At 69.5% G+C, this 20,852-nt stretch carries 17 protein-coding genes; 11 read left to right on the top strand and 6 right to left on the bottom strand.

The window, feature by feature from the left end; genetic code table 11:
• Window positions 1-99: 99 nt before the first annotated feature.
• The 5 genes from ACTWQF_RS08730 (at window position 100) to ACTWQF_RS08710 (ending at window position 7,846) form a co-directional block, all read left to right on the top strand.
• Window positions 100-2,928, top strand: a complete 2,829-nt coding sequence (locus ACTWQF_RS08730; protein ID WP_443278608.1) for a SpoIIE family protein phosphatase — start codon at window positions 100-102, stop codon at window positions 2,926-2,928.
• 79 nt (window positions 2,929-3,007) lie between these two features.
• Window positions 3,008-4,567 (top strand): sugar ABC transporter ATP-binding protein, encoded by a 1,560-nt coding sequence (locus ACTWQF_RS08725; RefSeq protein ID WP_443278607.1) that lies wholly within the window; start codon window positions 3,008-3,010, stop codon window positions 4,565-4,567.
• Window positions 4,564-5,661 carry an ABC transporter permease gene (locus ACTWQF_RS08720; RefSeq protein WP_443278606.1) on the top strand — a complete coding sequence of 366 codons (1,098 nt, stop codon included), beginning with the start codon at window positions 4,564-4,566 and terminating at the stop codon, window positions 5,659-5,661. Before ACTWQF_RS08725 ends, ACTWQF_RS08720 begins: the two co-directional genes overlap by 4 nt.
• Window positions 5,658-6,794, top strand: a complete 1,137-nt coding sequence (locus tag ACTWQF_RS08715) for a substrate-binding domain-containing protein (RefSeq protein WP_443278605.1) — start codon at window positions 5,658-5,660, stop codon at window positions 6,792-6,794. The genes ACTWQF_RS08720 and ACTWQF_RS08715 overlap by 4 nt, the downstream gene beginning before the upstream one ends.
• An 80-nt stretch (window positions 6,795-6,874) precedes the next feature.
• A complete protein-coding gene (locus tag ACTWQF_RS08710; protein ID WP_443278604.1) occupies window positions 6,875-7,846 on the top strand; it encodes a TAXI family TRAP transporter solute-binding subunit in 972 nt (323 codons plus the stop codon).
• A gap of 67 nt (window positions 7,847-7,913) precedes the next feature.
• On the opposite strand, the gene ACTWQF_RS08705 is transcribed toward ACTWQF_RS08710, so the two are convergent.
• From ACTWQF_RS08705 to ACTWQF_RS08695, 3 genes are all read right to left on the bottom strand, one after another.
• Complete coding sequence (locus ACTWQF_RS08705) at window positions 7,914-9,290, bottom strand: ATP-binding protein (RefSeq protein ID WP_443278603.1); 1,377 nt, start codon at window positions 9,288-9,290, stop codon at window positions 7,914-7,916.
• Entirely contained in the window at window positions 9,287-9,988 is a 702-nt protein-coding gene (locus ACTWQF_RS08700) for a response regulator transcription factor (RefSeq protein ID WP_443278602.1), read from the bottom strand. Before ACTWQF_RS08700 ends, ACTWQF_RS08705 begins: the two co-directional genes overlap by 4 nt.
• An 89-nt stretch (window positions 9,989-10,077) precedes the next feature.
• Complete coding sequence (locus ACTWQF_RS08695; protein WP_443278949.1) at window positions 10,078-11,454, bottom strand: MFS transporter; 1,377 nt, start codon at window positions 11,452-11,454, stop codon at window positions 10,078-10,080.
• A 398-nt stretch (window positions 11,455-11,852) separates the two neighbouring features.
• Here ACTWQF_RS08695 and uppS point away from each other — a divergent pair, with 398 nt between their 5' ends.
• Together uppS and ACTWQF_RS08685 are read left to right on the top strand one after the other, a co-directional pair.
• Entirely contained in the window at window positions 11,853-12,773 is a 921-nt protein-coding gene (gene uppS / locus ACTWQF_RS08690) for a polyprenyl diphosphate synthase (RefSeq protein WP_443278601.1), read from the top strand.
• Window positions 12,770-13,732 carry a squalene/phytoene synthase family protein gene (locus ACTWQF_RS08685; RefSeq protein ID WP_443278600.1) on the top strand — a complete coding sequence of 321 codons (963 nt, stop codon included), beginning with the start codon at window positions 12,770-12,772 and terminating at the stop codon, window positions 13,730-13,732. The genes uppS and ACTWQF_RS08685 overlap by 4 nt, the downstream gene beginning before the upstream one ends.
• Window positions 13,733-14,013: 281 nt before the next feature.
• On the opposite strand, the gene ACTWQF_RS08680 is transcribed toward ACTWQF_RS08685, so the two are convergent.
• Window positions 14,014-15,210 carry an MFS transporter gene (locus ACTWQF_RS08680; protein WP_443278599.1) on the bottom strand — a complete coding sequence of 399 codons (1,197 nt, stop codon included), beginning with the start codon at window positions 15,208-15,210 and terminating at the stop codon, window positions 14,014-14,016.
• A 138-nt stretch (window positions 15,211-15,348) separates the two neighbouring features.
• Here ACTWQF_RS08680 and ACTWQF_RS08675 point away from each other — a divergent pair, with 138 nt between their 5' ends.
• Window positions 15,349-15,681 (top strand): ArsR/SmtB family transcription factor, encoded by a 333-nt coding sequence (locus tag ACTWQF_RS08675; protein ID WP_443278598.1) that lies wholly within the window; start codon window positions 15,349-15,351, stop codon window positions 15,679-15,681.
• Between the two features lie 202 nt (window positions 15,682-15,883).
• Window positions 15,884-17,407 (top strand): PstS family phosphate ABC transporter substrate-binding protein, encoded by a 1,524-nt coding sequence (locus ACTWQF_RS08670; protein WP_443278597.1) that lies wholly within the window; start codon window positions 15,884-15,886, stop codon window positions 17,405-17,407.
• A 55-nt stretch (window positions 17,408-17,462) separates the two neighbouring features.
• Here the strand turns inward: ACTWQF_RS08670 and ACTWQF_RS08665 are convergent, their stop codons facing one another.
• A complete protein-coding gene (locus tag ACTWQF_RS08665; protein WP_443278596.1) occupies window positions 17,463-17,813 on the bottom strand; it encodes a VOC family protein in 351 nt (116 codons plus the stop codon).
• A 52-nt stretch (window positions 17,814-17,865) separates the two neighbouring features.
• The gene (locus ACTWQF_RS08660; protein ID WP_443278595.1) at window positions 17,866-18,579 is read right to left on the bottom strand and encodes a DUF6882 domain-containing protein; all 714 of its coding nucleotides are present in this window, start codon (window positions 18,577-18,579) and stop codon (window positions 17,866-17,868) included.
• Between the two features lie 654 nt (window positions 18,580-19,233).
• Between ACTWQF_RS08660 and ACTWQF_RS08655 the strand changes: the two genes are divergently transcribed.
• Both ACTWQF_RS08655 and ACTWQF_RS08650 read left to right on the top strand, forming a co-directional pair.
• Complete coding sequence (locus ACTWQF_RS08655; RefSeq protein WP_443278594.1) at window positions 19,234-19,995, top strand: GNAT family N-acetyltransferase; 762 nt, start codon at window positions 19,234-19,236, stop codon at window positions 19,993-19,995.
• 176 nt (window positions 19,996-20,171) lie between these two features.
• On the top strand, window positions 20,172-20,789 hold the full coding sequence (locus tag ACTWQF_RS08650) for a lysophospholipid acyltransferase family protein (protein ID WP_443278593.1): 618 nt from the start codon (window positions 20,172-20,174) through the stop codon (window positions 20,787-20,789).
• Window positions 20,790-20,852 lie beyond the last annotated feature (63 nt).

Genomic DNA, 20,852 nt, shown 5'->3' with positions numbered 1-20,852 from the left:
TCCGATAGGCACCCATCGCCCTTCTCCACGACCCGCTTCTGCGGCAATATCACGATATTCTTGAGAATGCAGGGTATGCGATCGTGAGCGAGGCCAACCATGGTGAGGCCCGGTGAGAACCCGATGCAGGTGCGGCTTGCGGCAGACGACGCGGGGCCCGCACGTGTCCGCGAACGGTTTCTGCAGGGTGAGCCGGTCGAGACAGGGGTGCGCAACCCGATCTTGAATTCGTGGCAGCGCAGCCGGTCTCTGGGCCTGTCACCGGAGCAGTCCGAGCTTCCTTTCCGGCAGGACTTCGATCCGGAGGGTCGGCTAGTCCGCGCGGCAAGTCCCGTGCTCGACCAGCTGCGATCGAGGCTCGCCGGCAGCCAGATGAACATCGCCCTTGCCGATGGGCGCGGCACGGTTCTCCAACGCCGATTCGGAGAACCGTCCATGGCAAGGACCCTCCCGCCGTTCCAGAGCATTCCGGGGGCCGTGTTCGCCGAGCAGTTCGCCGGCACCAACGGCATCGGTCTCGCACTCGCCGAGCGCCAACTCGTCACGGTCTACGGTGCGGAGCACTTCGCCGAACGCTCTCAATCCAATGCCTGCTCCGCGATTCCGGTCCGCGACCCGCTCAGCGGGCGTATCGAGGGCATTCTGTGTCTCGGCTATCCGCGGAGCATCGCGAACCCGGCGCTGGCAACCCTGACACGCAAAGCAGCCGAAGCCATCGAGCGAAGGCTGCTGGAGCAGAGTTCGGCGCGGGAGCACGGCCTGTTGCAGGCATACCTCGATGCCACACGCCGGGCACGGACCGGCGAGCCGCCAGGCACCAGCCCGTCCATCGGCGTGGATGACCTGGCACAGCGGCTGGACCAGGATGATGAGGCGACACTGAGGGGGAAGGCCGCCGAACTGCTCGCCTCGGGGCAGCGGGGCGCCGTTGAGGTGGCCCTGTCCCGCGGCCGGCGGGTCACCCTCGTGGCTCGCCCGGTGACGAGTCCTTCCAGGTCGGAGGGCATCGCCGTGGAGGCCATCGTCCCCGATGGCTCACCTGGGCGGCGCCCCGATGTCCCGCACCGGGCCGAGCCGCCCGGCCTCCATGCCGAGCATGCCCTGGTCATCCCCGCCGCTCCGTCAGCCGAACATGTTCCTGACACTGCTCCCGGCCTGGAGGCCGCGACTGCCGGTCCCGGCAGCACGGCGGGTGACAGCGCAGACGTCCCGGCCGGAGGTCTGGTGCTGGTGGGTGAGCCGGAAGTGGCGTCGTTCGCCGTCGCGGCCCGGCGCCGCCTGGAACTGCTCTCCGAGGCGAGCACCCGCATAGGCACCACGCTGGATGTGCGCCGCACCGCCCAGGAACTCGCCGAGACCGCCGTCCCGCAGTTGGCCGACTTCGTCACCATCGACCTGCCCGAGGCGGTAGTGCGGGGTGAGGAATCCGCCGACCCCCGTGCCGACCTGCTGCGCACGGTGGTGCACGGTATCCGCGACGACTGCCCCTTCTTCCCGGTGGGCAAGCGGGTCGACTTCAGCCCGACCACGCCCCACCTGCGGTGCCTGACCAGCGGTCAGGCGGTGCTGGAACCCGATCTGAAAGCCGCAGCGGCCTGGCTCACCCAGGACCCCGAGCTGACCGAACGGCTCCTCGGCCACGTCCACTCCCTCATCGCCGTGCCTCTCGTCGCCCGCGGTGTCGTCCTGGGCATCGCCGCCTTCTACCGCTCTCAGGACCCCGCGCCCTTCGGGGACGACGACCGTTCGCTGGCCCAGGAACTGGCGACCCGGGCGGCCCTCAGCATCGACAACGCCCGCCGCTACACACGCGAACACTCCATGGTCCTGGCCCTGCAGCGCAGCCTGCTCCCCCAGGGGCTGCCCGATCAGGACGCTGTTGAGGTTGCTCATCGCTATCTGCCCGCGGAGTCCTGGGTGGGCGGCGACTGGTACGACGTGATTCCCCTCTCCAGCACCCGCGTCGCCCTGGTCATCGGTGACGTCGTCGGCCATGGAATGCACTCCGCCGCGAACATGGGCCGACTGCGTACCGCGGCACACAACTTCGCCGAACTCGACCTCAGTCCGGACGAAGTCCTCACCCACCTCGACAAATTGGTGGCGCGCCTCGACCAGGAGGAGTGCGACAAGACTCCCTACGACAGCACCGGCTGCATCGGCGCCACATGTCTGTACGCCATCTACGACCCCACCACGCAGCGGTGCACGATGGCCCGCGCGGGCCATCCGCCGCCCGCACTCGTCGGCCCCGACGGCACCGTGACGTTTCCCGATCTGCCCGCCGGACCGCCTCTCGGCCTGGGCGGCCTGCCCTTCGAGACCGCCGAGATCGACCTCCCCGACCACAGCCAGCTGGTCCTCTACACCGACGGGCTCATCGAGAACCGGCAGCAGGACATCGACGTGGCCCTCGACCAGCTGCGCGGATGCCTGTCTCACCCGGACCGCGCGCCCGAGGACACCTGTGAAACAGTCCTGGAGACCGCGGCACCCGCCCACCCCAGCGACGACATCGCGCTGCTCGTCGCCCGCACTCACGCTCTGGACGCCGACCGGATCTTCACCCAGGACCTGCCCGCCGACCCGGCTCTGGTGGCCGATGTCCGTGCCGACGCCCTCCGGCAGCTGACGGAATGGGGGCTGGACGAGTCCGCGTTCGTCGTGGAATTGCTGCTCAGCGAGCTGGTCACCAACGCCATCCGGCACGGCAGCGGGCCGATCCAAGTGCGCCTGATCCACGGCCGCACCTTGATCTGCGAGGTCTCCGACACCAAGAGCACAGCGCCGCACCTGCGCCGTGCGGCCACCACCGATGAGGGAGGCCGTGGCCTGTTCCTCGTCGCGCAGCTGGCCAAGACCTGGGGCACGCGCTACACCCCCGGCGGCAAGGTCATCTGGGTCGAATGCGCCATCGACATGCCATAGCGTCGCGTGGCGCGCCCAGCAGGCGGGCCGGCAGTGCGGTAATGGGTCTCATCAGTACAGGCCGACCCCGGAGAAATCCGTGCATGACGCCCCCGACTCTCCCGCCGACTCCTCCGTGACCGCATCCACGTGCTTCGGTGCGGATCCTCTCGCCCGCATTCGCGGTCTCAGCAAGCACTTCGGCGGAACCCTCGCTCTGGACGCGGTTGACCTGGACATCCACGGGGGCAGCATCCTCGCGCTTCTCGGTCCCAACGGAGCAGGAAAGTCCACCCTCATCAAAGTCCTCAGCGGCATCCACCGCGCCGACGAAGGAGAGGTGACCGTGGCCGGGCATCCGCTCGGGACCGCGGCCGCCTCTCGAAGCATGTCCTTCATCCACCAGGACCTCGGTCTCGTGGACTGGATGACGGTCGCCGAGAACATCGCGCTGGGCACTGGCTATCCGCGCCGTGGCGGACTGATCTCCTGGCGTCGGACCCGGCAGCGTTGCGTCGAGGTGCTGGGGGTCGTCGCCGGCCATCTCGACGCCGACGCCAGGATCGCCGACCTCGCTCCTGCCGAGCGCTCGCTGGTCGCCATCGCCCGCGCCCTGGCGACACGGGCGCAGCTCATCGTCCTCGACGAGCCGACCGCCAGCCTCCCGGTCGCGGACTGTGCCCGTCTGTTCGCCGTGCTGCACACCCTGCGGGACCGAGGCCACGGCATCCTCTACGTCACCCACCGCCTGGACGAGGTCTACAGGGTCGCCGACGCCTTCGCGGTTCTGCGCGACGGCCGGCTCATCAGCCGGGGGCCGCTGGCGGGCCACAGCCCTGCCCGCCTGGTGCACGACATCGTGGGCGGTGAATTGATCCCTCACCGCCCCGCCGCCCTCCCCGCAGAAAGCCGGGCCGTCCTCGCCCTCGACGGCGTACGCACCGCGAGGGCCGGACCGGTCGGGCTGGAGCTGCATGCGGGGGAAGTGCTGGGGCTGGTGGGGCTTACCGGCGCCGGTCATATGGAGCTGGGGCGTGCCCTGGCCGGCTCCCGGCCGCTCCTCGCCGGGCGGGCGCTACTCGACGGTCGCCTGTACCACCCCCGTTCGGTTGCCGCCGCCGTAGGCCGCGGTGTCGGCTTCGTGACCGGCAACAGGCTGGAAGAGGGATGCGCCGTCGAACTGACCGTGCGCGAGAACCTCCTGGCCAACCCGCGCGCAGGCGGCATCCGGGCGCTGCGCTGGATCAGTCCTCGGCGCGAGCGCGCCGAGGCCAGGACGTTGATCGAACGGTTTTCGGTATGGCCCCGCGACAGCGAGGTCCCCATCGCCACCCTGTCCGGCGGCAACCAGCAGAAGGTCGTGGTCGGACGATGGCTGCGGCTGGGCATGCGCCTGCTGATCCTGGAGGAGCCGACCGCCAGCGTGGATGTCGGGGCCAAGGCCGCGATCCACCGCCTGCTCGACGACGCGCTGGCCGCCGGCCTCGCGGTGCTGCTCATCTCCAGCGACTTCGAGGAGGTTGCGGGTGTGTGCCGCCGTGCCCTGGTGTTCGTTCGCGGGGCCGTGACGGCCGAGCTGAGTGGTGCGGACCTCACCGTCGCCGAACTCACCCGGGCGGCCTCGGCCCTGCCCGCTTCCGGAACCGCGACGGACCGATGACCACCTCCTCCTCACCCCGATCCCGGCTGAAGCGGTCGTCCGGGCCGGGCGGGTCGGCGGCGCACTTCATCGGCGCCTACGGGCTCGTGGCCCTGGCCGCCCTGCTCGTCCTGGTCTTCTCCATCGCTCTCCCCCACACGTTCCCGACGCCGGACAACCTCTCCGCGACCCTGTCCAACCACTCGATCCCGGCGGTCCTCGCGCTCGGCGCGATGGTTCCCATCGTGACCGGCAAGTTCGACCTGTCCATCGGCTTCGGTCTCGGTCTGGCGCATGTCATGGTGATGCAACTCGTCGTCAATGAGGGGTGGACCTGGCCGCTTGTCTGCCTCGCCGTGATCCTCGGGGGGACGGTTGTCGGGGCCCTCAACGGCGTCATCGTCGAGTTCGCCCGAATCGATTCCTTCATCGCCACGCTCGGTACCGGCAGCATCATGCTGGCCTTCACCGGCTGGATCACCAACGGCGGCAGGATCGTCCCGCCCCCACAGGGCCTTCCGGCCGCATTCACCGACATCTACGGCACCAAGGTCTTCGACCTTCCGCTCCCCGCGTTCTACGTCCTCGCCCTCGCGGCCGCCCTCTGGCTGCTGCTGGAGCGGCTGCCGCTCGGCCGGCACATGTACGTCATCGGCTCCAACCCCCGCGCCGCCGACCTCGTCGGCATCCCAACCCACAGGTACTCGATCTACGCCTTTGCCGGATCGGGGCTGATCTTCGGCTTCGCAGGCGTGCTTCTCGCGGCCCAGCAACAGATCGGGAACCCCAGCGTCGGCATCGACTACCTGCTGCCGGCCTTCGTCGGCGCCCTGCTCGGCTCCACCGCGATCAAACCCGGTCGTCCCAACGCCTTGGGGACCGTCGTCGCCGTCGCCGTGCTCGCCATCGGCCTCACCGGCATCGGGCAGCTCGGTGCCCAGTTCTGGGTCGTCCCCCTGTTCAACGGCGGCACGCTTCTCATCGCCGTCGGCCTGGCCGGCTACTCCGCCCGTCGTCGGCTGCGAACCGGCATCGTCGCAGACCGCGGATCGACGGGTACGCCGCCGACCGCGGTGCCCGAAGGCGGCAACGGCACCCCTGGGAACGCTCCATGACCAGCCCGCGGCGTAAGCACGGCAAGGCCGCGCTCACAGCCGTCGTGCTGGCAGCAGCCGTCGCCGGCGGCTGCCAACGCGGCGACTCCACAGGCCCGTCTCCGGGTAGCTGCCCCCGGACTCTGGCCAGGGCCGAAGCGGCCGTCAAGCGTGCCGAGCAGGCCGACGTGCCCTGGAACGGCCCGACCAGCGGCCCCGCGGCGGTATCCGGCAAGAGGACCATCGTCTACGTCGCGCAGACGGTGACCAATCCGGGCGTCGCAGGCGTCGCGAACGGCGTGCGGGATGCCGCGAAGGTCATCGGCTGGAACGTCCGGGTGATCGATGGCGGAGGCACTCCGGCCGGCATCCAGGCGGCCTTGAGCGAAGCCGTTGCCCTCAAGCCCTCCGGCATCGTCATCGGAGGCTTCGACCCCGAATCGACCGCGCGGCAGGTCGCGGAAGCCGATGCGGCGGGCATTCCGCTGGTCGGCTGGCACGCGGTCGCAGCCCCCGGCCCGAGCAAAAAGCCCAAGCTCTTCACCAACATCACCACGAGAGTCGAGGACGTGGCCGGAATCAGCGCGGACTGGGTCATCTCACAGTCCGACGGCCGCGCCGGGGTCGTCATCTTCACCGACGCCTCGATCCCTTTCGCCAAACACAAGTCCGAGCTGATCAGGAAGGAGCTCTCCACCTGCGCGGGCGCGAAGCTGCTGTCGTACGAGAACATCCCGCTCCCCGACGCGAGCAGCCGCACTCCCCAGGAGGTCTCCTTCCTCCTCTCCCGCTTCCAGGACGAATGGACCCACTCCATCGCCATCAACGACCTGTACTTCGCCGACGCCGCCCCTGCCTTCCGCGCGGCCGGCAAGCCGGGTTCCGGCCCGCCTTTCAACATCGGAGCGGGCGATGGCGACCCCTCGGCCTTCCAGCGCATCAACAGCGACCAGAACCAGGCCGCCACCGTTCCCGAGCCGCTGTCCCAACAAGGCTGGCAGGTCATCGACGAGTTCAACCGGGCGTTCTCCGGCCAGGAGCCCAGCGAATACATCGCCCCGATCCATATCTCCACGGCCGCCAACAGCGGCGGAGCCACGGCCTGGGACCCGTCCGGCTATCGCGCGGCCTACCGGAAGATCTGGCGTAAATGACACTCGTCCCCACGCTCCGGTGAGGCAGAGGGCACTGCGGGCGGCGCACGGCGGCTCGCCGGTGTGGTTACCCTTCGCTGGTGACCAGCGCAATGGTGAGCCGAAGACGGATGCTCGGGGTGCTCGGGGCCGGGTTCGGCGGGGTGGCCCTGGCTGCCGGGTGCGTCCAGGACACCGGGCCGGCACAGCGGCTGCGGCTCGCGACGGGGCCGGAGGGCGGGCCGTACAACGCCTTCGGGAGGGCCCTGGCGACGGCGGTCACCGAGAACACACCACGGCTGCGGATCGCACCGACAAGTACCTCGGCGAGCGTGGACAATCTGCGGAGGCTGGACGACGACTCGGCGGAGCTCGCTCTGGCCATGGCGGATGCGGCGCAGGACGCGGTGCTGGGGCGGGAGCCGTTCTCGCGTCCGGCCCAGGTGACGGCGCTCGCCCGGCTCTATGTCAACTACACGCACATGGTCGTGCCTGCGGACGGACCGGTGCGTTCGCTGAGCGATCTCGCAGGGAGGCCCGTTGCCGCAGGCGGGAGAGGCTCCGGGGTGCAGGTGGTGGCGGGGCGGCTGCTGCGGGTGGCCGGTTTGACCGGCGAGCGGTCGGTGCGGGAGCGGCGGCTCGAACTCGCCGCGTCGGTGAAGGCACTGCGTGAAGGCACGGTCGACGCGCTCATCTGGTCCGGCGGCGTGCCGACGCCCGCACTGTCGAGGCTGGCGCGCGAGCTGCCGCTGCGGTTTCTGCCGCTGGAGCGGCAGGTGAGCGCGCTGCGCGGGCGGTATGGACCCGTCTACACGGCGGTGACGATTCCGGCCGGGGCGTACGGTCTGAAGGAGCCTGTGGGCACCATCGGTGTCGGTAACTATCTGATGTCCCGTTCCGATGTGCCGCGGTCCGCGGTGCGCGAAGTGCTCCAAGTGGTGTTCGACCGGTGGCGCGTGTTGCTGCGGGAGGTGACGGCGGGTGCGCGGCTGGAGCCCCGGTTCGCCATCTCCACAGGCGCGGTGCCTCTTCACCCCGGCGCGGTCGCGTACTACCGGTCGGTGTACGGCTGAGGTCGCGTACTGAGGGATCGGGGTTCTGCTGAACAGGCAGGCACCCGGCCGGGCAGGCACACAGCACTCAGCAGGACGGAAGTCCGAGTTCCACGGTGAGGCCGTGCGGCATGTTACGGGCTACACCGAGTCGGCCTCCGCTCATGCGGGCGGTCTCATCGGCGATGGCCAGGCCCAGCCCGCTGCCCGGAACGTTCTGGTGCCCGGGCGCCCGGGCGAAACGCCGCAGCAGCAGCGGCACCTGTTCCTCGGGCACCCCGGGTCCGTCGTCACTGACGCGCACGAGAACCTCGCCGTCGCAAAGCGTCGCGTGTACGTCGACATGGCCGCCGGGCGGCAAGAACTTGGCGGCGTTGTCGAGGAGCGCGTCCAGGATCCGGCCCACCGCGTCGGGCAGGGCGCGGGCCCGCAGGCCCTCCGGGACGGTGGACGCAGTCAGCTCCAGGTCCAGGGAGCGGAAGACCGGCTCCCAGGCCGCCACTCGTTCGCGGATCGCCCGCGACACGTCTTGGCCGACGCGTTCCGGAGTACCGGATTCCACGCGTGCCAGCGCGAGCAGGCCGTCGAGCAGTTCCTCCAGCCGTTCCGCCTCGTCCAGGGCGCGGGCGTGCTCGTCCCGGCCGGGGCCTTGGGCGACGTGCGGCTCGACGTTCTCCAGCTGGAGCACCAAGGTGGCCAGTGGATTGCGCAGTTGGTGGGAGGCGTCGGCGACGAAATCGCGCTGGCGGCCGATGGAATCGGCCATGGCCTCCGCCATGGTGTTGAAGTGCCGCCGCAGATGGCGCAGCTCCGGCGGTCCGGTGTCGGAGACGGCCCGCGTCTCAAGGCTTCCGGATGCCAGGCTCTCCACAGCGCGATCCAGGTCGCGGACCGGGCGCATCAGCCATCGGGTGATGCCCATGGCGACCAGGGCCGCGGACGAGAAAGCGGCGAGCGCGCCGGCCCCGATGAGCGTCCAGCGGACCGTCACGTCCCGGCGGGCGGCCTCGGTGGGGACGGCCAGCAGCACCGCTCCGCTCACCCGCTCGTCCCGCCCGACAGGTTCGGCCAGCACCACGGTGTCCGGTCCCCACGGCCGAATCGTCGGCAGCCGCTCGGTGGACCGGCCGGTCAGCGCCTCGCCTTGGGCGTCCTTCGCGGCGGCGACGGAGGACGCCGGGGTGCCAGGGCCGGCCCGGGCGACTGTCCGCCCCGCTGCGTCGACCACGGTCACGGCGGCGCCGTACAGCTCCGCGTACCGTCGGATCTCGGCAGACAGCTCGGTACGGTCGGAGTCGGTGCGCACCCGGTCGGCCAGATCGGCGAACCGTACCGCCTCGGAGCGCCGGTGGAGCAGCAGATGTTCGGTCCGCCCGCTTGCATAGGAGCCGGCCAGGGGCAGCGAGAGCAGCAGCGCCGCGGCTCCCATGAGCAACATCAGCACGGCGAGGAGCCTGCGTCTCATCGGCCGCCCGCACGTTCGTCGCCCACGGGAGGGGAGCCGAGCTGGTAGCCGAAGCCGTGCACGGTGCGGACCAGGCCGGCCCGGCCGGTCTTGGCGCGGATGCCCGCCACATGGACGTCCAGGGACCGTGAGGCGGTGAGGAAGGCGTCGCCCCAGATCCGGCCGAGGATCTCTTCGCGGCTGTGCACCTCGTCCGGGCGTGCCGCGAGGAAGGAGAGGACGTCGAACTCGCGGCGGGTGAGCCGCACCTCGGCCCCGGCGACCGTGACCGCGCGGCCCGCGATGTCGATCTCCACGTCGCCGGTGCGTACGGATGGCCCTCCGTCGTCCGCGCGGCCGGCGGGTGTCCCGGTGCGGCGGCGGACGGTGTCGATCCGGGCCATGAGCTCGTTCATGCGGAACGGCTTGACCACATAGTCGTCGGCGCCGGCGCGCAGCCCCTGCACGATGTCGCGCTCCTCGCAGCGGGCGGTGACCACGATCAGCGGCGCATCGCACACGGTCCGCAGCCGCCGCAGCAGCTCCAGCCCGTCCAGGTCCGGCAGCCCCAGGTCGAGCAGAACGAAGTCGGCCTCGTTGACATGCCGCAGGGCGTCCAGTGCACGGCCGAACCGGCGGACGGTGTGCCCGCGCTGGGCGAGGGCCGTACCGAGGGCGTGGGCCATGCGATCGTCGTCCTCGACCAGAAGGGCGTGCATGGGAAGTCCTTATGACGCTATGCCGCTGTGACCTGGGCAGCAGCTTACGGAAGCCGAAGCCGAAGCGGCCCGCCCAGGTCACAGCGGATTCAGCGGACCGCTTCCACGGGAGCTGCCACCGCATCCCGGTCACGGTCGGCGTCCGCGTCCGTCTCGGTCTCGGTCTCGGCGCGAGTGAGCTTGGCGTCCCGCGTGTCCGGCATGAGGAGATAGGTGATCAGGGAGATCGTCGCGCACCCGGACACATACCAGAAGAACATGGTCTCGTGGCCGCTGTCCTTGAACCACAGTGCCACGTACTCCGCCGTACCGCCGAAGAGGGCGTTGGCGATGGCGTACGGCAGCGCCACACCCAGGGCGCGTACCCGGGTCGGGAAGAGTTCCGCCTTCACGGCCGCGTTGATCGAGGTGTACCCGGTGACGATCACCAGGGCCAGCAGGGACAGACCCAGCGCGGGCCAGTAGGAGGACGCCGATCCCAGCGCGGTCATGATCGGGTACGTGCCGACGGTGCAGCCCAGCGCGAAGGTGATCAGCAGCGGGCGGCGGCCGATCCGGTCCGACAGCATCCCGGCGAAGGGCTGGAGCACGGCGAAGACGAGCAGCGCCGTGAAACTCACCAGCGTGGCCGTGGTCTTCTCCATGCCCGCGCTGTCGATCAGGTACTTGGTGAGGTACGTGGTGTACGTGTAGTAGGCCACCGTGCCGCCGAGGGTGAGCGCCATGACCAGGCCCGCCTGGCGGCGGTGCTGCCACAGCGCCTTCAGGGTGCCGCGCGTGCTGTCGTCAGGACCCCCCTCGCCGGTCTCCTCGGTGAACGCGTCGGTCTCCGTCAGCCTGCGCCGCAGCCAGAACACCACCAGAGCGAAGAGCGCGCCGAGCACGAACGGGATGCGCCAGCCCCAGCTCTCCAGCTGGGCGGTGGTCATCGTGTGCTGCATCGTGATGAGGATGCCCAGGCCGAGGAGCTGTCCACAGGTCATCGACACGTACTGGAAGGAGGAGCCCAGACCGCGCCTGTTGTGAGCGGATGCCTCGGTCAGATACGTGGCGCTGGCCGCGTACTCACCGCCGATGCTCATGCCCTGAAGCAGCCGTGCCAACAGCAGCACCAGGGCGCCGAAGTAGCCTGCCTGCCCGTAGGTCGGGGCGACGGCGATCAGCAGGGCGGCCACCGACATCATGGTGACGGTGAGGGTGAGCGCGCTCTTCCGCCCGCGCCGGTCCGCGGCCCTGCCGAGCACCCACCCACCGACCGGGCGCATCAGAAAGCCGACCGCGAAGATCCCGGCGGTGTTCATCAGCTGGGTGGTCGGGTTGTCGCCGGGGAAGAACGAGTCGGCGAAGTAGATCGCGAAGCTGGCGTAGACGAACCAGTCGTACCACTCGACGAGATTGCCCAGTGACCCGCCGACGAGGGCGAGGCGACGTTTCGCGCGGAGTTCTTCGGGCCGGGGTGCGGGCATGGCCGGGGACGAGGACATGGCGGCTCCAGATGGAAAGTCCCTGGGATGGAAAGTCCCTGGTGGGAGGGGAGATGCCCCGGAGACGGGGAGTGTGCTGCATGAGCATGGGCGTGGCCGCCACACCCGTACAAGGCCCGTCACCCAGATCTAACATCCCGCTAACAAATGGCGGCCCCCGGCCGGTCCTGGCATCCGCCGACCCACCATCCGTACGGCACGATTCCAGACGCTCTGCATTTGTCTTGCCTGGGGCTGCTGAGGCTCCGCGCCGGCCTGTCACGGGTCGGCCTGTCGGAATTCCCTCGTGGGAGTGTCGTGCGAAGGGGATACGAACGCCGACAGCGGGGCATTTACCCTCCGAATTGACGCTGTTGCTCTAAGTGTTCACTGGAGAGCGGATGACACCCAGGACTCCTCCCAGGCATGTCGCTTGCATCATGGACGGCAACGGCCGCTGGGCCCAGCACCGCGGACTGGAGCGCACTCACGGCCACATGGCGGCCCGAACTGCCATCGAAGCGGTTCTGGACGGCGCGTTGCAGGAGAAGGTCGAGTGGCTGACGCTCTTCGTCTTCTCCACGGAGAACTGGTCACGTCCGGAGGAAGAAGTCAGCTTCCTGATGCGCTTCCTCACGCAGCACGTCGTCGGCCGGGAAACCCAGCACATGGACAGCCGCGGGGTGCGGCTGCGTCTGCTGGGCGGTGCGGATTCTCGCATTCCCGCGGAGGTGACGGACAGGCTGCGCGAGGCCGAGGAACTCACCCGCGACAACAGCACTCTGCAGCTGAGCCTGGCGTTCAACTACGGAGGCCGCCAAGACCTGTGCGAGGCCGCACGCTCCCTGGTCGCCCAGGGCGTCCCGGCCGAGGAAATCACCGCCGAGACCTTTGCCCAGCGTATGCAGATACCCGAACTGCCCGATGTCGACCTGCTCCTGCGTACCGGGGGCGAGCACCGGCTGTCGAACTTCCTGCTGTGGCACTGTGCCTACGCCGAACTCGTCTTCCTCGATGTGCTGTGGCCCGACTTCCGCACCTCGCACTTCCGGCATGCGCTGGAGCTGTACTACCAGCGCCGGCGCCGCTTCGGCGCACTGGACCCGGCGGACGCAGCCGACGCAGCCGACGCTGCCGCCTCTGTGGCGGTCGAAAGCCCTGCTCTTGTGCCCGGCCCCGCCACATTGCTCGGTCTGCCCACGGCGATCGCCTCCCATCTGGGCACCGCCCTGTGGGACGGGCTGAGGGAGACGGCCCGCTTCACCGTGCACCAGCTCACCACGGAGTCGAAGAAGCCCGGGCGTTCGAGCCGGCCCTCATGACCGCGCCCGGCCTGCCACTGCTGCGTCAGCTTCTGAACCGGGCCTTACCGTGGCAGCGCACACTGCACCTGGCCGGGATTCCCCAGGGCCGACTGCGCGACGACTACACCGCCGCAGCACATCTGGCAGCCCGCCGGTACCCGGGCCTCTATCCCCCCGGGCGCCTGCTGAGCCCGCTGGCCTGGCAGCCCCACTTGTTCGCTGTGGGCGCCCTCATCATCCACGCCGACTGCCTGGCGGATGTGCCGGTGCACCAGCACGACCGGGCAGTGTTCGACGCCTGGGCCGAGCAGGTCCGGCAGGGGCTGGCCACCGGACACGCCGAACAGCCCTTCCTGCGGGCCTTCCTGCACACAGCGCAAGTGCGGCCCGTCGACCCTGCCGATGTCCACAACTACCTGGCAGGACAAGTCGGCCGACTTGGGCTGACGGGGTACGCCACCGAGCAGGATCACCACGACAACAACGACCGCAGCAACATGCCGGCCGCCCGTATCCTGCTCGGCGCATGCCGCGTTCCGCCCCACCCCCGCAACGAGACCGCGTCGAGACTGGCCTTCGACGCCGCGCAACGCTGGGACGATCTCGCCGACCTGGCCGACGACCTGCAACGCGGCCTGCTCACCATCCCCGAAACCGATCTGCTGCACTTCGGCGTCACCCGCACCGACCTGGAAGCCGGCCGTGACACCCCCGCCGTCCGAGATCTCTGCGCCCATGCCTGCGGCAAGGCCCGCGCCGCCTTCCACGCCGCACAGGCTGCCCTGGACGACGCCGACCCAGCAGTCCAGTTCCTCTACCGACCTGTTCTGATGCTCCTCTCCCAGGCCATGAAGGGCCTCGAACACCGGGGCGCCGCGCTGCTCCGCCCCAGCCCTCTCTGGCACTTCCGGCTCTCACCCACCCAGCTGGTCGGTGACACCCTCCGTACCCTCCACCACCGCCTCCACCTCACCTGACCACACCTCCGTCATCAACCAAGCCGAAACCCACCACCGCCACGGACTTCCACCCCGGGTATCAACGCCTCCCCGCAGCCCAGCCCGTGACTTTTCGCTGAACCTGCCTGCGCGTAGGCGATCGCCCCACACGCAACGCAACTACCTGCCGCGAGTTGGCCGATACCTCAACGGGTGCGCCGGACGGGGTCGACTCGCTGGAGGGGGCCGCGTCGGAGGCGGGCTGCTTCTTCCGGGCGGCGGCCGGTGTCGCGGACGATCCGGTAGAACGGAGGGGCCGGTCACGCCTTGGAGTTCTCCGGGTCGGCCGAGGTCGGCGCCGGTGTCACGGGGGCGGGCGCGGTGGGGCGACGCGTGGTGCCCAGGTGCCACAGGAGGGTGAGGGCTGTGACGCCGGCGGCCACCAGCCCCAGTTCGGCCGGGGCAAGCCCGAGCCATTCTTGTGCCAGTCCCCCGAAACCGCCGCCGAGGGCTATCCCGACGTAGAGCGCGGAGGAGTTGAGACCGAGCAGGAGAGGTGCAGCGGCGGGGCTGAGGGCGATGAGCCGGTGCTGCTGCGGGACGACGATGACGCCGAGGGTCACGCCCCATACCGCCGCCCAGAGCAGGGCGGGCGCGAGGGCACGGGTCGCCAGTGGGGTCAGTGCCAGGGCGAGAGTCGCGAGGGTGAGGGTACCGGTCAGGATGCGGGCGGAGTCGTGGCGGTCGACCAGGCGGCCGGCGGTGATGTTCCCGGCCAGGGTGCCGACGCCCCAGGCCAGCAGGATCAGGATCAGTAGCGACTCATTGCCGCCGGTGGCGTCCCGCAGGGTGGGGGCGATGTAGGTGTAAAGGGTGTAGGCGCCCAGAAAGGCCAGTGAGGTGACCGCCAGCAGTGCCAGTACGCGGCCCTGCTTGAGCGGACGCAGGCGGTCGGACAGCGAGGCGGCGGGGAGCGTCACCCCGGGCAGTCCGACGGCGATACCGACGGCCGCCAGCAGGCCGACCCCGGCGACGGCCCACAGGGTGATGTGCCAGTCGGCGCGGCCGATCAGCGTACCGAGCGGCAGTCCCAGCGCGGTCGCCAAGGTCAGGCCGCCCAGCACGAAGGCCAGCGCCCGGCCACGGCGTTCCGGCGGAGCGATGGCCGCCGCCGTGCTGGAGGCGGCGGAGTTGATGGTGCCCGCTCCCACGGCGGTGGCGATGCGGGCGGCCATCACCACCTCGTAACTGGTGCCCAACGCGGTGACGGCGTTGCCGATCACGAACACGCCCAATGCGATCAGTAGCGCCGACCGCCGGTCCAGGCCGCTGGTGAGGGCCCCCATCACCGGCGCCGACAACGCCATCGTCAGGGCGAAGACCGTCACCAGCTGACCGGCTGCCGGGGTGGATACCCCCAGGTCGGCTGCGATGGAGGGGAGCAGGCCCGCGATGACGTAGCTGTCGGTGCCGACGGCGAACGTCGCCAGGGCCAGGGGGAGGAGTCGTTTCAGCATGGATCGTGCCGCCTTCTCGAAGCGCCGCGGAGGTAGGTGATCGGCACTGTAGGAGATACATGGATGCTTGTCCATGTATCAATGAGTGGGTAGGCTTCGACCCTGGCACGGAGGCTCTTGGCACGGAGGGAGGAAGCGATGCGTGAGGTGTCCCAGCCGGCGACCGAGGCGATCCGGATGGTGGAGGTGCTGCGTGCGCTGGCCGATCCTGTGCGGCTGGAGATCGTCCAACGGCTCGCCATGACCGGCGAGGAAAGCTGCAACGCCATCGGCGGCGACCTGGACGTTCACCAGACGACGCTCTCCCACCACTACCGGGTGCTGCGCGAGGCGGGAGTCACCTGGACCACCGTCAAGGGCCGAACCCGGCTGGTGCGGGTTCGCCGTGACGACTTGGACGCGCTGTTCCCCGGCCTGCTCGACTCCGTACTGAACGGAGCTCGTCACACACGCCCAGCCGCAGAAGGCTGACACCCACCCGTCTTCGCACTCGCGGCAACCTCGGCGACCCCTTGCTCCCGACCCGCGAGAGGTCCACCCAGTGTTCGAAGCCGCATGTCGCGGTTTGCTGAACGAGGGCCGAACTTCTCGGGGCGGGCAGGGGATTCAGGCCACCGTGCCCGGAAGGGCTCCTACTGTGGCCAGATCGCTCGGTCACATGTGCGAGGCCCTCATGGATACGCAAGAGCTCACCCTGTCCGCCTGGCTGTCGCCGGAGAACCTGCTCGCCGTCCTCGGCCTGCTGGCGAGCGTTGGTGTGCTCGCCTACGAGCGGCTCATGCCAGGGCTCAAACGCATCGGCTACCGCGTCCAGATGGACACCGCCATATCGGCCCGGTCCGACACCTCGGCGAACAGGCGGACCAATGTGCTGCTGGGTCACTTCGGTTCCCTGCCGGAGATGTCGAACGCCTCGCTGGTGCTGCTGCGGATCGAGAACGACGGACTGCGCGGTATCGCCGCAGACGACTACACCTCGCGGGAAGTCAGCGGACTCACCGCCACGTTCGGCGAGCGGCGGGTCATCGGCCTCGCCGTCACCGAGCCCAGCGCCGACCACCTGATGGGCCACCTCGGCCCGCACTCCGGACTGCGGCACGAGGACAACACCATCCACCTGCCCAAGGTGCCGCTCAACAGGGGCGACCACTTCAAGCTGCTGGTGCTGCTCACCGGTAGCGGCACCAGCAGGCACATCGTCGTGGACGGCGGCGTCAAGGACGGCGCCGTCAAACGCAACCGCCGCCAACCCCGCCCCAGCAACCGGGTGCTGGTCCTGATCGGCTTCCTCTCCCTGCTGCTCCTGCTGGAGCCGGTGCTGCTCACCCTCAACGAACGGCCACCGCTGGACTGCGCCACCGGAAGCCTGCGGGTCTCCGGCTCCACGGCCTTCGCCCCGGTCGCCGAGGAGGCCGGACGCGCGTACGAGAGGCGATGCCCCGGTGCGCGGATCACCGTGGACCCGCGCGGCAGCAACGAGGGCACGGTCGCACTCCAGGACGCGGGAAGACGGGCGAAGGACGGCGTCTTCCCCGAGCACATCGCCTTCTCCGACGGACAGCGACAGGGCGGTCTCCCCCAGCTGCGGAGCCGCCGTATCGCCATCTCCGTCTTCACCCTGGTCGTCAACGAGAAGGCCGGGGTACGGGAGCTGTCCCTGAAGGAGATCCAGAAGATCTACCGGGGCGAATACCGCGACTGGTCGGACGTCGGCGGCAACAAACTGCCCATCCGCCTGGTGAGCCGCGACGCGCAGTCCGGGACGCGCCGTGCCCTGGAGAACCACCTCCTCAACGGGGAGGGCGAACCACAGGCCTCATCCCGCGACTGCGTCACCCCCTACGACTCGGACGCCCCGACGCTGCGGTGCGAGCGCACGACCACTCGGCGGGTCCTGGACACCGTCGCCGACGTGCCGGGCGCACTCGGCTATGCCGAGCTGAGCGCCGCCACCGCGTCCGACGGCGTCGGACGGGTGCGGATCGACGGCCGGCAGGCGGACACCGGCACGGTGGCGGTCGGCGACTACCCGTTCCGGGAGACCGAGTACGCCTACACCTACGGCCGGCCGCCGGCCCGTTCCCTGGCCGCGAGCTTTCTGACGTACCTCGTCACCGGAACCGGCCAGCACCAGGTCGCCGAACACGGCCATCTGCCCTGTGCGCAGCCCGAGTACACCGCCCACTGCGCGTTGTGAACCACGCGGGGCGCTCACCGCCGCGCCCCGCTGCTTGTCCGGCTCGGTGGCTCCGCTATGCGACGGGGTTCTCGATCAGCGTGATCCGGTTGCCGTCCGGGTCGTGTACTGCGGCGAACCGCACCTGCTGTGCCCCCGGCTGGATCTCGCCCGCCGTCGTGACGCCGCGCTGCGCGAGGTCCTCCAGCGCCCGATCGAGATCCTCGACGGCGAGGTTGAGGAGAGTGCCGCCCGCGTGCTCGGGGGACTGGAAGACCTGCACCCAGCCGGAGGAGGAGACGTGCCAGTCGGCGAGCCCCGGCATCGGCCTCGTGTCGGCGGGCCTGCCGAAGAACCGTTCGTACCAGCTCACGGCGGCCTCGATGTCGGTCACCGGGGCGACCGCGAGCACATGTGTGAAGGACATGACCGATCCTGTACCACGCCGCAGGGCGACGTATTCGTCAAAGGGACGTCCGTCAGTCCCTGTCCTCACCGTGGCTCACCGCGATCACGCGGTCCTGATCATCGAAGCGTATGGAGACCGTGTAGCCCTCGCTTCGCGCGTGCATGCAGTTCTGGTCGTCCTCCCAGACCTCGAAGCCGTGGAGCCTGAGGTAGCCCTCCGCCACCAGCCGCGGGAAGGAGGCGAAGACTCCCAACGCCTCGTGGAACACGGAGGACAGCACCTGTCGGCGAAAGGGCGCGAGGGGCACCGTCTCGTCGTCGATCAGGAAGTACGCACGGGCGCCGGTCTCCATTTCGACGCTGGCGTAGCCGCGGGCGCCAAGTACGCCCATGGCCGTGAGGGCGAGCCGCTCAGCTGCCGGGATGGGCGCGGGGAAGGAGTCGAGTTCGAGTCGCGGCTCGACGAACTCGTAGACCTCGTGCTTCTCACCGAACCGCTGTAGCTGGAGGGAGAGCTCACGGCGCTCGGAGCCGAGAGGGTGGGTGCGATTGTTGGCCCAAGCCCACAGCCAGCTGTTGTCGGTGCCGAGGGAACCGATCGGAGCCTGATGCACGGTCTTGCCGTCGGACAGCCAGGTGCTCGCCTCGAAGTCCAGGTACCAACGGCCCGCCAGGGGGCGCTGATACTCCTCGTAGGTCTTCAGCTGTTCCCACGCGGAAGCCGCGTAGTACGAGCCCACCTGGTGGAAGGTCTGGCTGAACTGGGACGTGACGGGCATCGGCATGCCGGGACTCCTCTCCGGGCGGGTGCACCAGCCGCACACACCGCCCCCTGTCCGCGATCGCACTTCGCCGAAGCCCCCGATGCCGAACACGGTAACAACAGCCCGTGAAGGCTATGCGGGTCGGCCATACAGCGGCCACGACAGGCTTCCGGATCGGAACGTACGGCTGAATCCCTTGCCCGTGAATCCCATGTTCTCAGCCTGCGCTCTTCCAATTGATTACCCGGCCTGGGCAGGAGTCTTCACTTCGGTGCCACTGAAGAACTGCGTCGAATTACATCGGGGTTCACGCGTCAGGATGCCATCAACCGCCTTCCCCCGGTATCGAATGCCTCAGATAAGGCACAGCCGGGAAATACACCTCTTCATGTTGAGGAGTCCGTTCATTCCCGAGAAGTGAGGCGCTGGTCGAGCCCGAACCATCGGTTCAGTTAGCTGATGCTTCGGAGCAATCTCCTAGCCCGTATCCGGCGCTATGAATAATCTCATGGGCCGCCAGTTCGGCGCTCCAGGAAGGAGCGGGGATCCGCGCAAGGAACATGCGCCTTGTGCTGCCGTGAATGAAGAGCGTCCTGGGTGGACTTCTTCTTGCGCGCTGCGCCGTCGGTTCTTTCCGGCCCTGGACACGAGCCTGCTAAGGAGACGTGATCACCCATGACGACCTCATCCATGGCAAGGGAAAGCGCCGCTTACGTCACCGCTGTCGCTGATTCCGCCGCCGAGGTACGGGCCGCGCAGCGGCTTCGTCACCAGGTCTTCGGCGAGGAGATGGGCGCCACCCTCGATTCCCCCTTGGCCGGCCACGATGTGGACGCCTTTGACGACCTCGCGGACCACTTGATCGTCACGGACACCACGACAGGCGACGTCGTCGGGACCTACCGCCTCTTGCCTCCGGGAAGGGCCGAACGCTCGTATTCGGACGGCGAGTTCGACCTGAGTGCGCTGGACGGGATCCGCTCTTCGATGGTCGAGGCCGGACGTTCGTGCGTGCATCCTGACCACCGTTCGGGGGCTGTGATCAACTTGATGTGGTCCGGGCTCGCCCGCTATGTGCTCCTGTCGGGACACCGCTATCTCGCGGGCTGCGCATCGGTGCCTTTGGCCGACGGCGGGCAGGCGGCAGCGAGCGCATGGGCCCTGTGCTCCGCCAAGCACGCACCACCCGCCAGTATGACGGTCTCGCCCCGCCGCCCGTGGCGGCCTACGGCGCCGGCGTCGGCGCCGGCCTGGACAGCCGCGGCCCGCTACTCCCAGCTCCCGCCGCTGTTCCGCGGCTACCTGCGGCTCGGAGCCTGGGTGTGCGGTGCTCCCGCCCATGACCCCGAGTTCGGGGTCGCGGACTTCTTCGTGATCCTCGACATGGAGCAGTTGAACGACCGCTACTACCGCTACTTCCTCGGAGAGTCGCGGTGAGCCTCTGGACGGTCTCCTCGCCCTGTACGGCTCGATGCGCTGCGCATCGCGTTCCGCCGGTCGCCGCTGCCGTGCAGGCGCGCCGGTACGCGGCCTTGGCACGCGCGCTGATACGCGGACTGGCGACCGGGCCGCGCCTGACGCGGGGAGATGTCCTCCGCCCCCAGGCTCGGGGGGTGATTCGTGCCCTCGGGCTGCAGCTCGAGGCCCCGGTGTCCGCCTTCGGCGAGCCACACCGCCGCAGGGGGACGGGGTCGCTGATCGTGTCGGACCACATCTCGTGGCTCGATGCCCTCGCGCTGTTCGCGGTCGAACCCGCCACCGCGCTTGCCAAACGTGAGGTGGCACGGTGGCCGTTGTTCGGCTCGCTGGCCACACAGGCGGGGGTGCAGTTCATCGATCGGGACCGGATCCGAAGCCTGCCCGGCACCGTGGCGCAGGTGGCGGACACCCTGCGCGGCGGCCGTTCGGTCATGGTCTTCCCTCAGGGGACCACCTGGTGCACCGAGTCGGGCAGCGGATTCCGCCGCGCCATGTTCCAGGCGGTGATCGACGCCGGCGCCCTTGTCCAGCCGGTGACGGTCAGCTATCTGCAGGGCGGTATGCCCAGCACGGTGGCAGCGTTCCTCGGCGAGGACACCTTCACCGCTTCACTTCACCGGGTGATCAGCGCCCGGGACCTCACAGTCCGCGTCACGGCCCATCCCGTACTCCGCCCGGTGCAAGACCGCCGCACGCTCGCCGCCGCGGCCCATGCGGCGATCCGCGGCACGAAGGCACCCGCTCACGTCTGAGCCGTTCGCCGCTACCGTCGGCAGACCCACGGAAACGGCGAACACTTCGACCGCACCCGTGCT

This window comes from Streptomyces sp. 8N114 (assembly GCF_052245835.1).
Classification (GTDB): Bacteria; Actinomycetota; Actinomycetes; order Streptomycetales; family Streptomycetaceae; genus Streptomyces.
The sequence above is the reverse complement of the archived record's forward strand: the minus strand, read 5'-3'. Positions and strand labels throughout refer to the sequence as shown.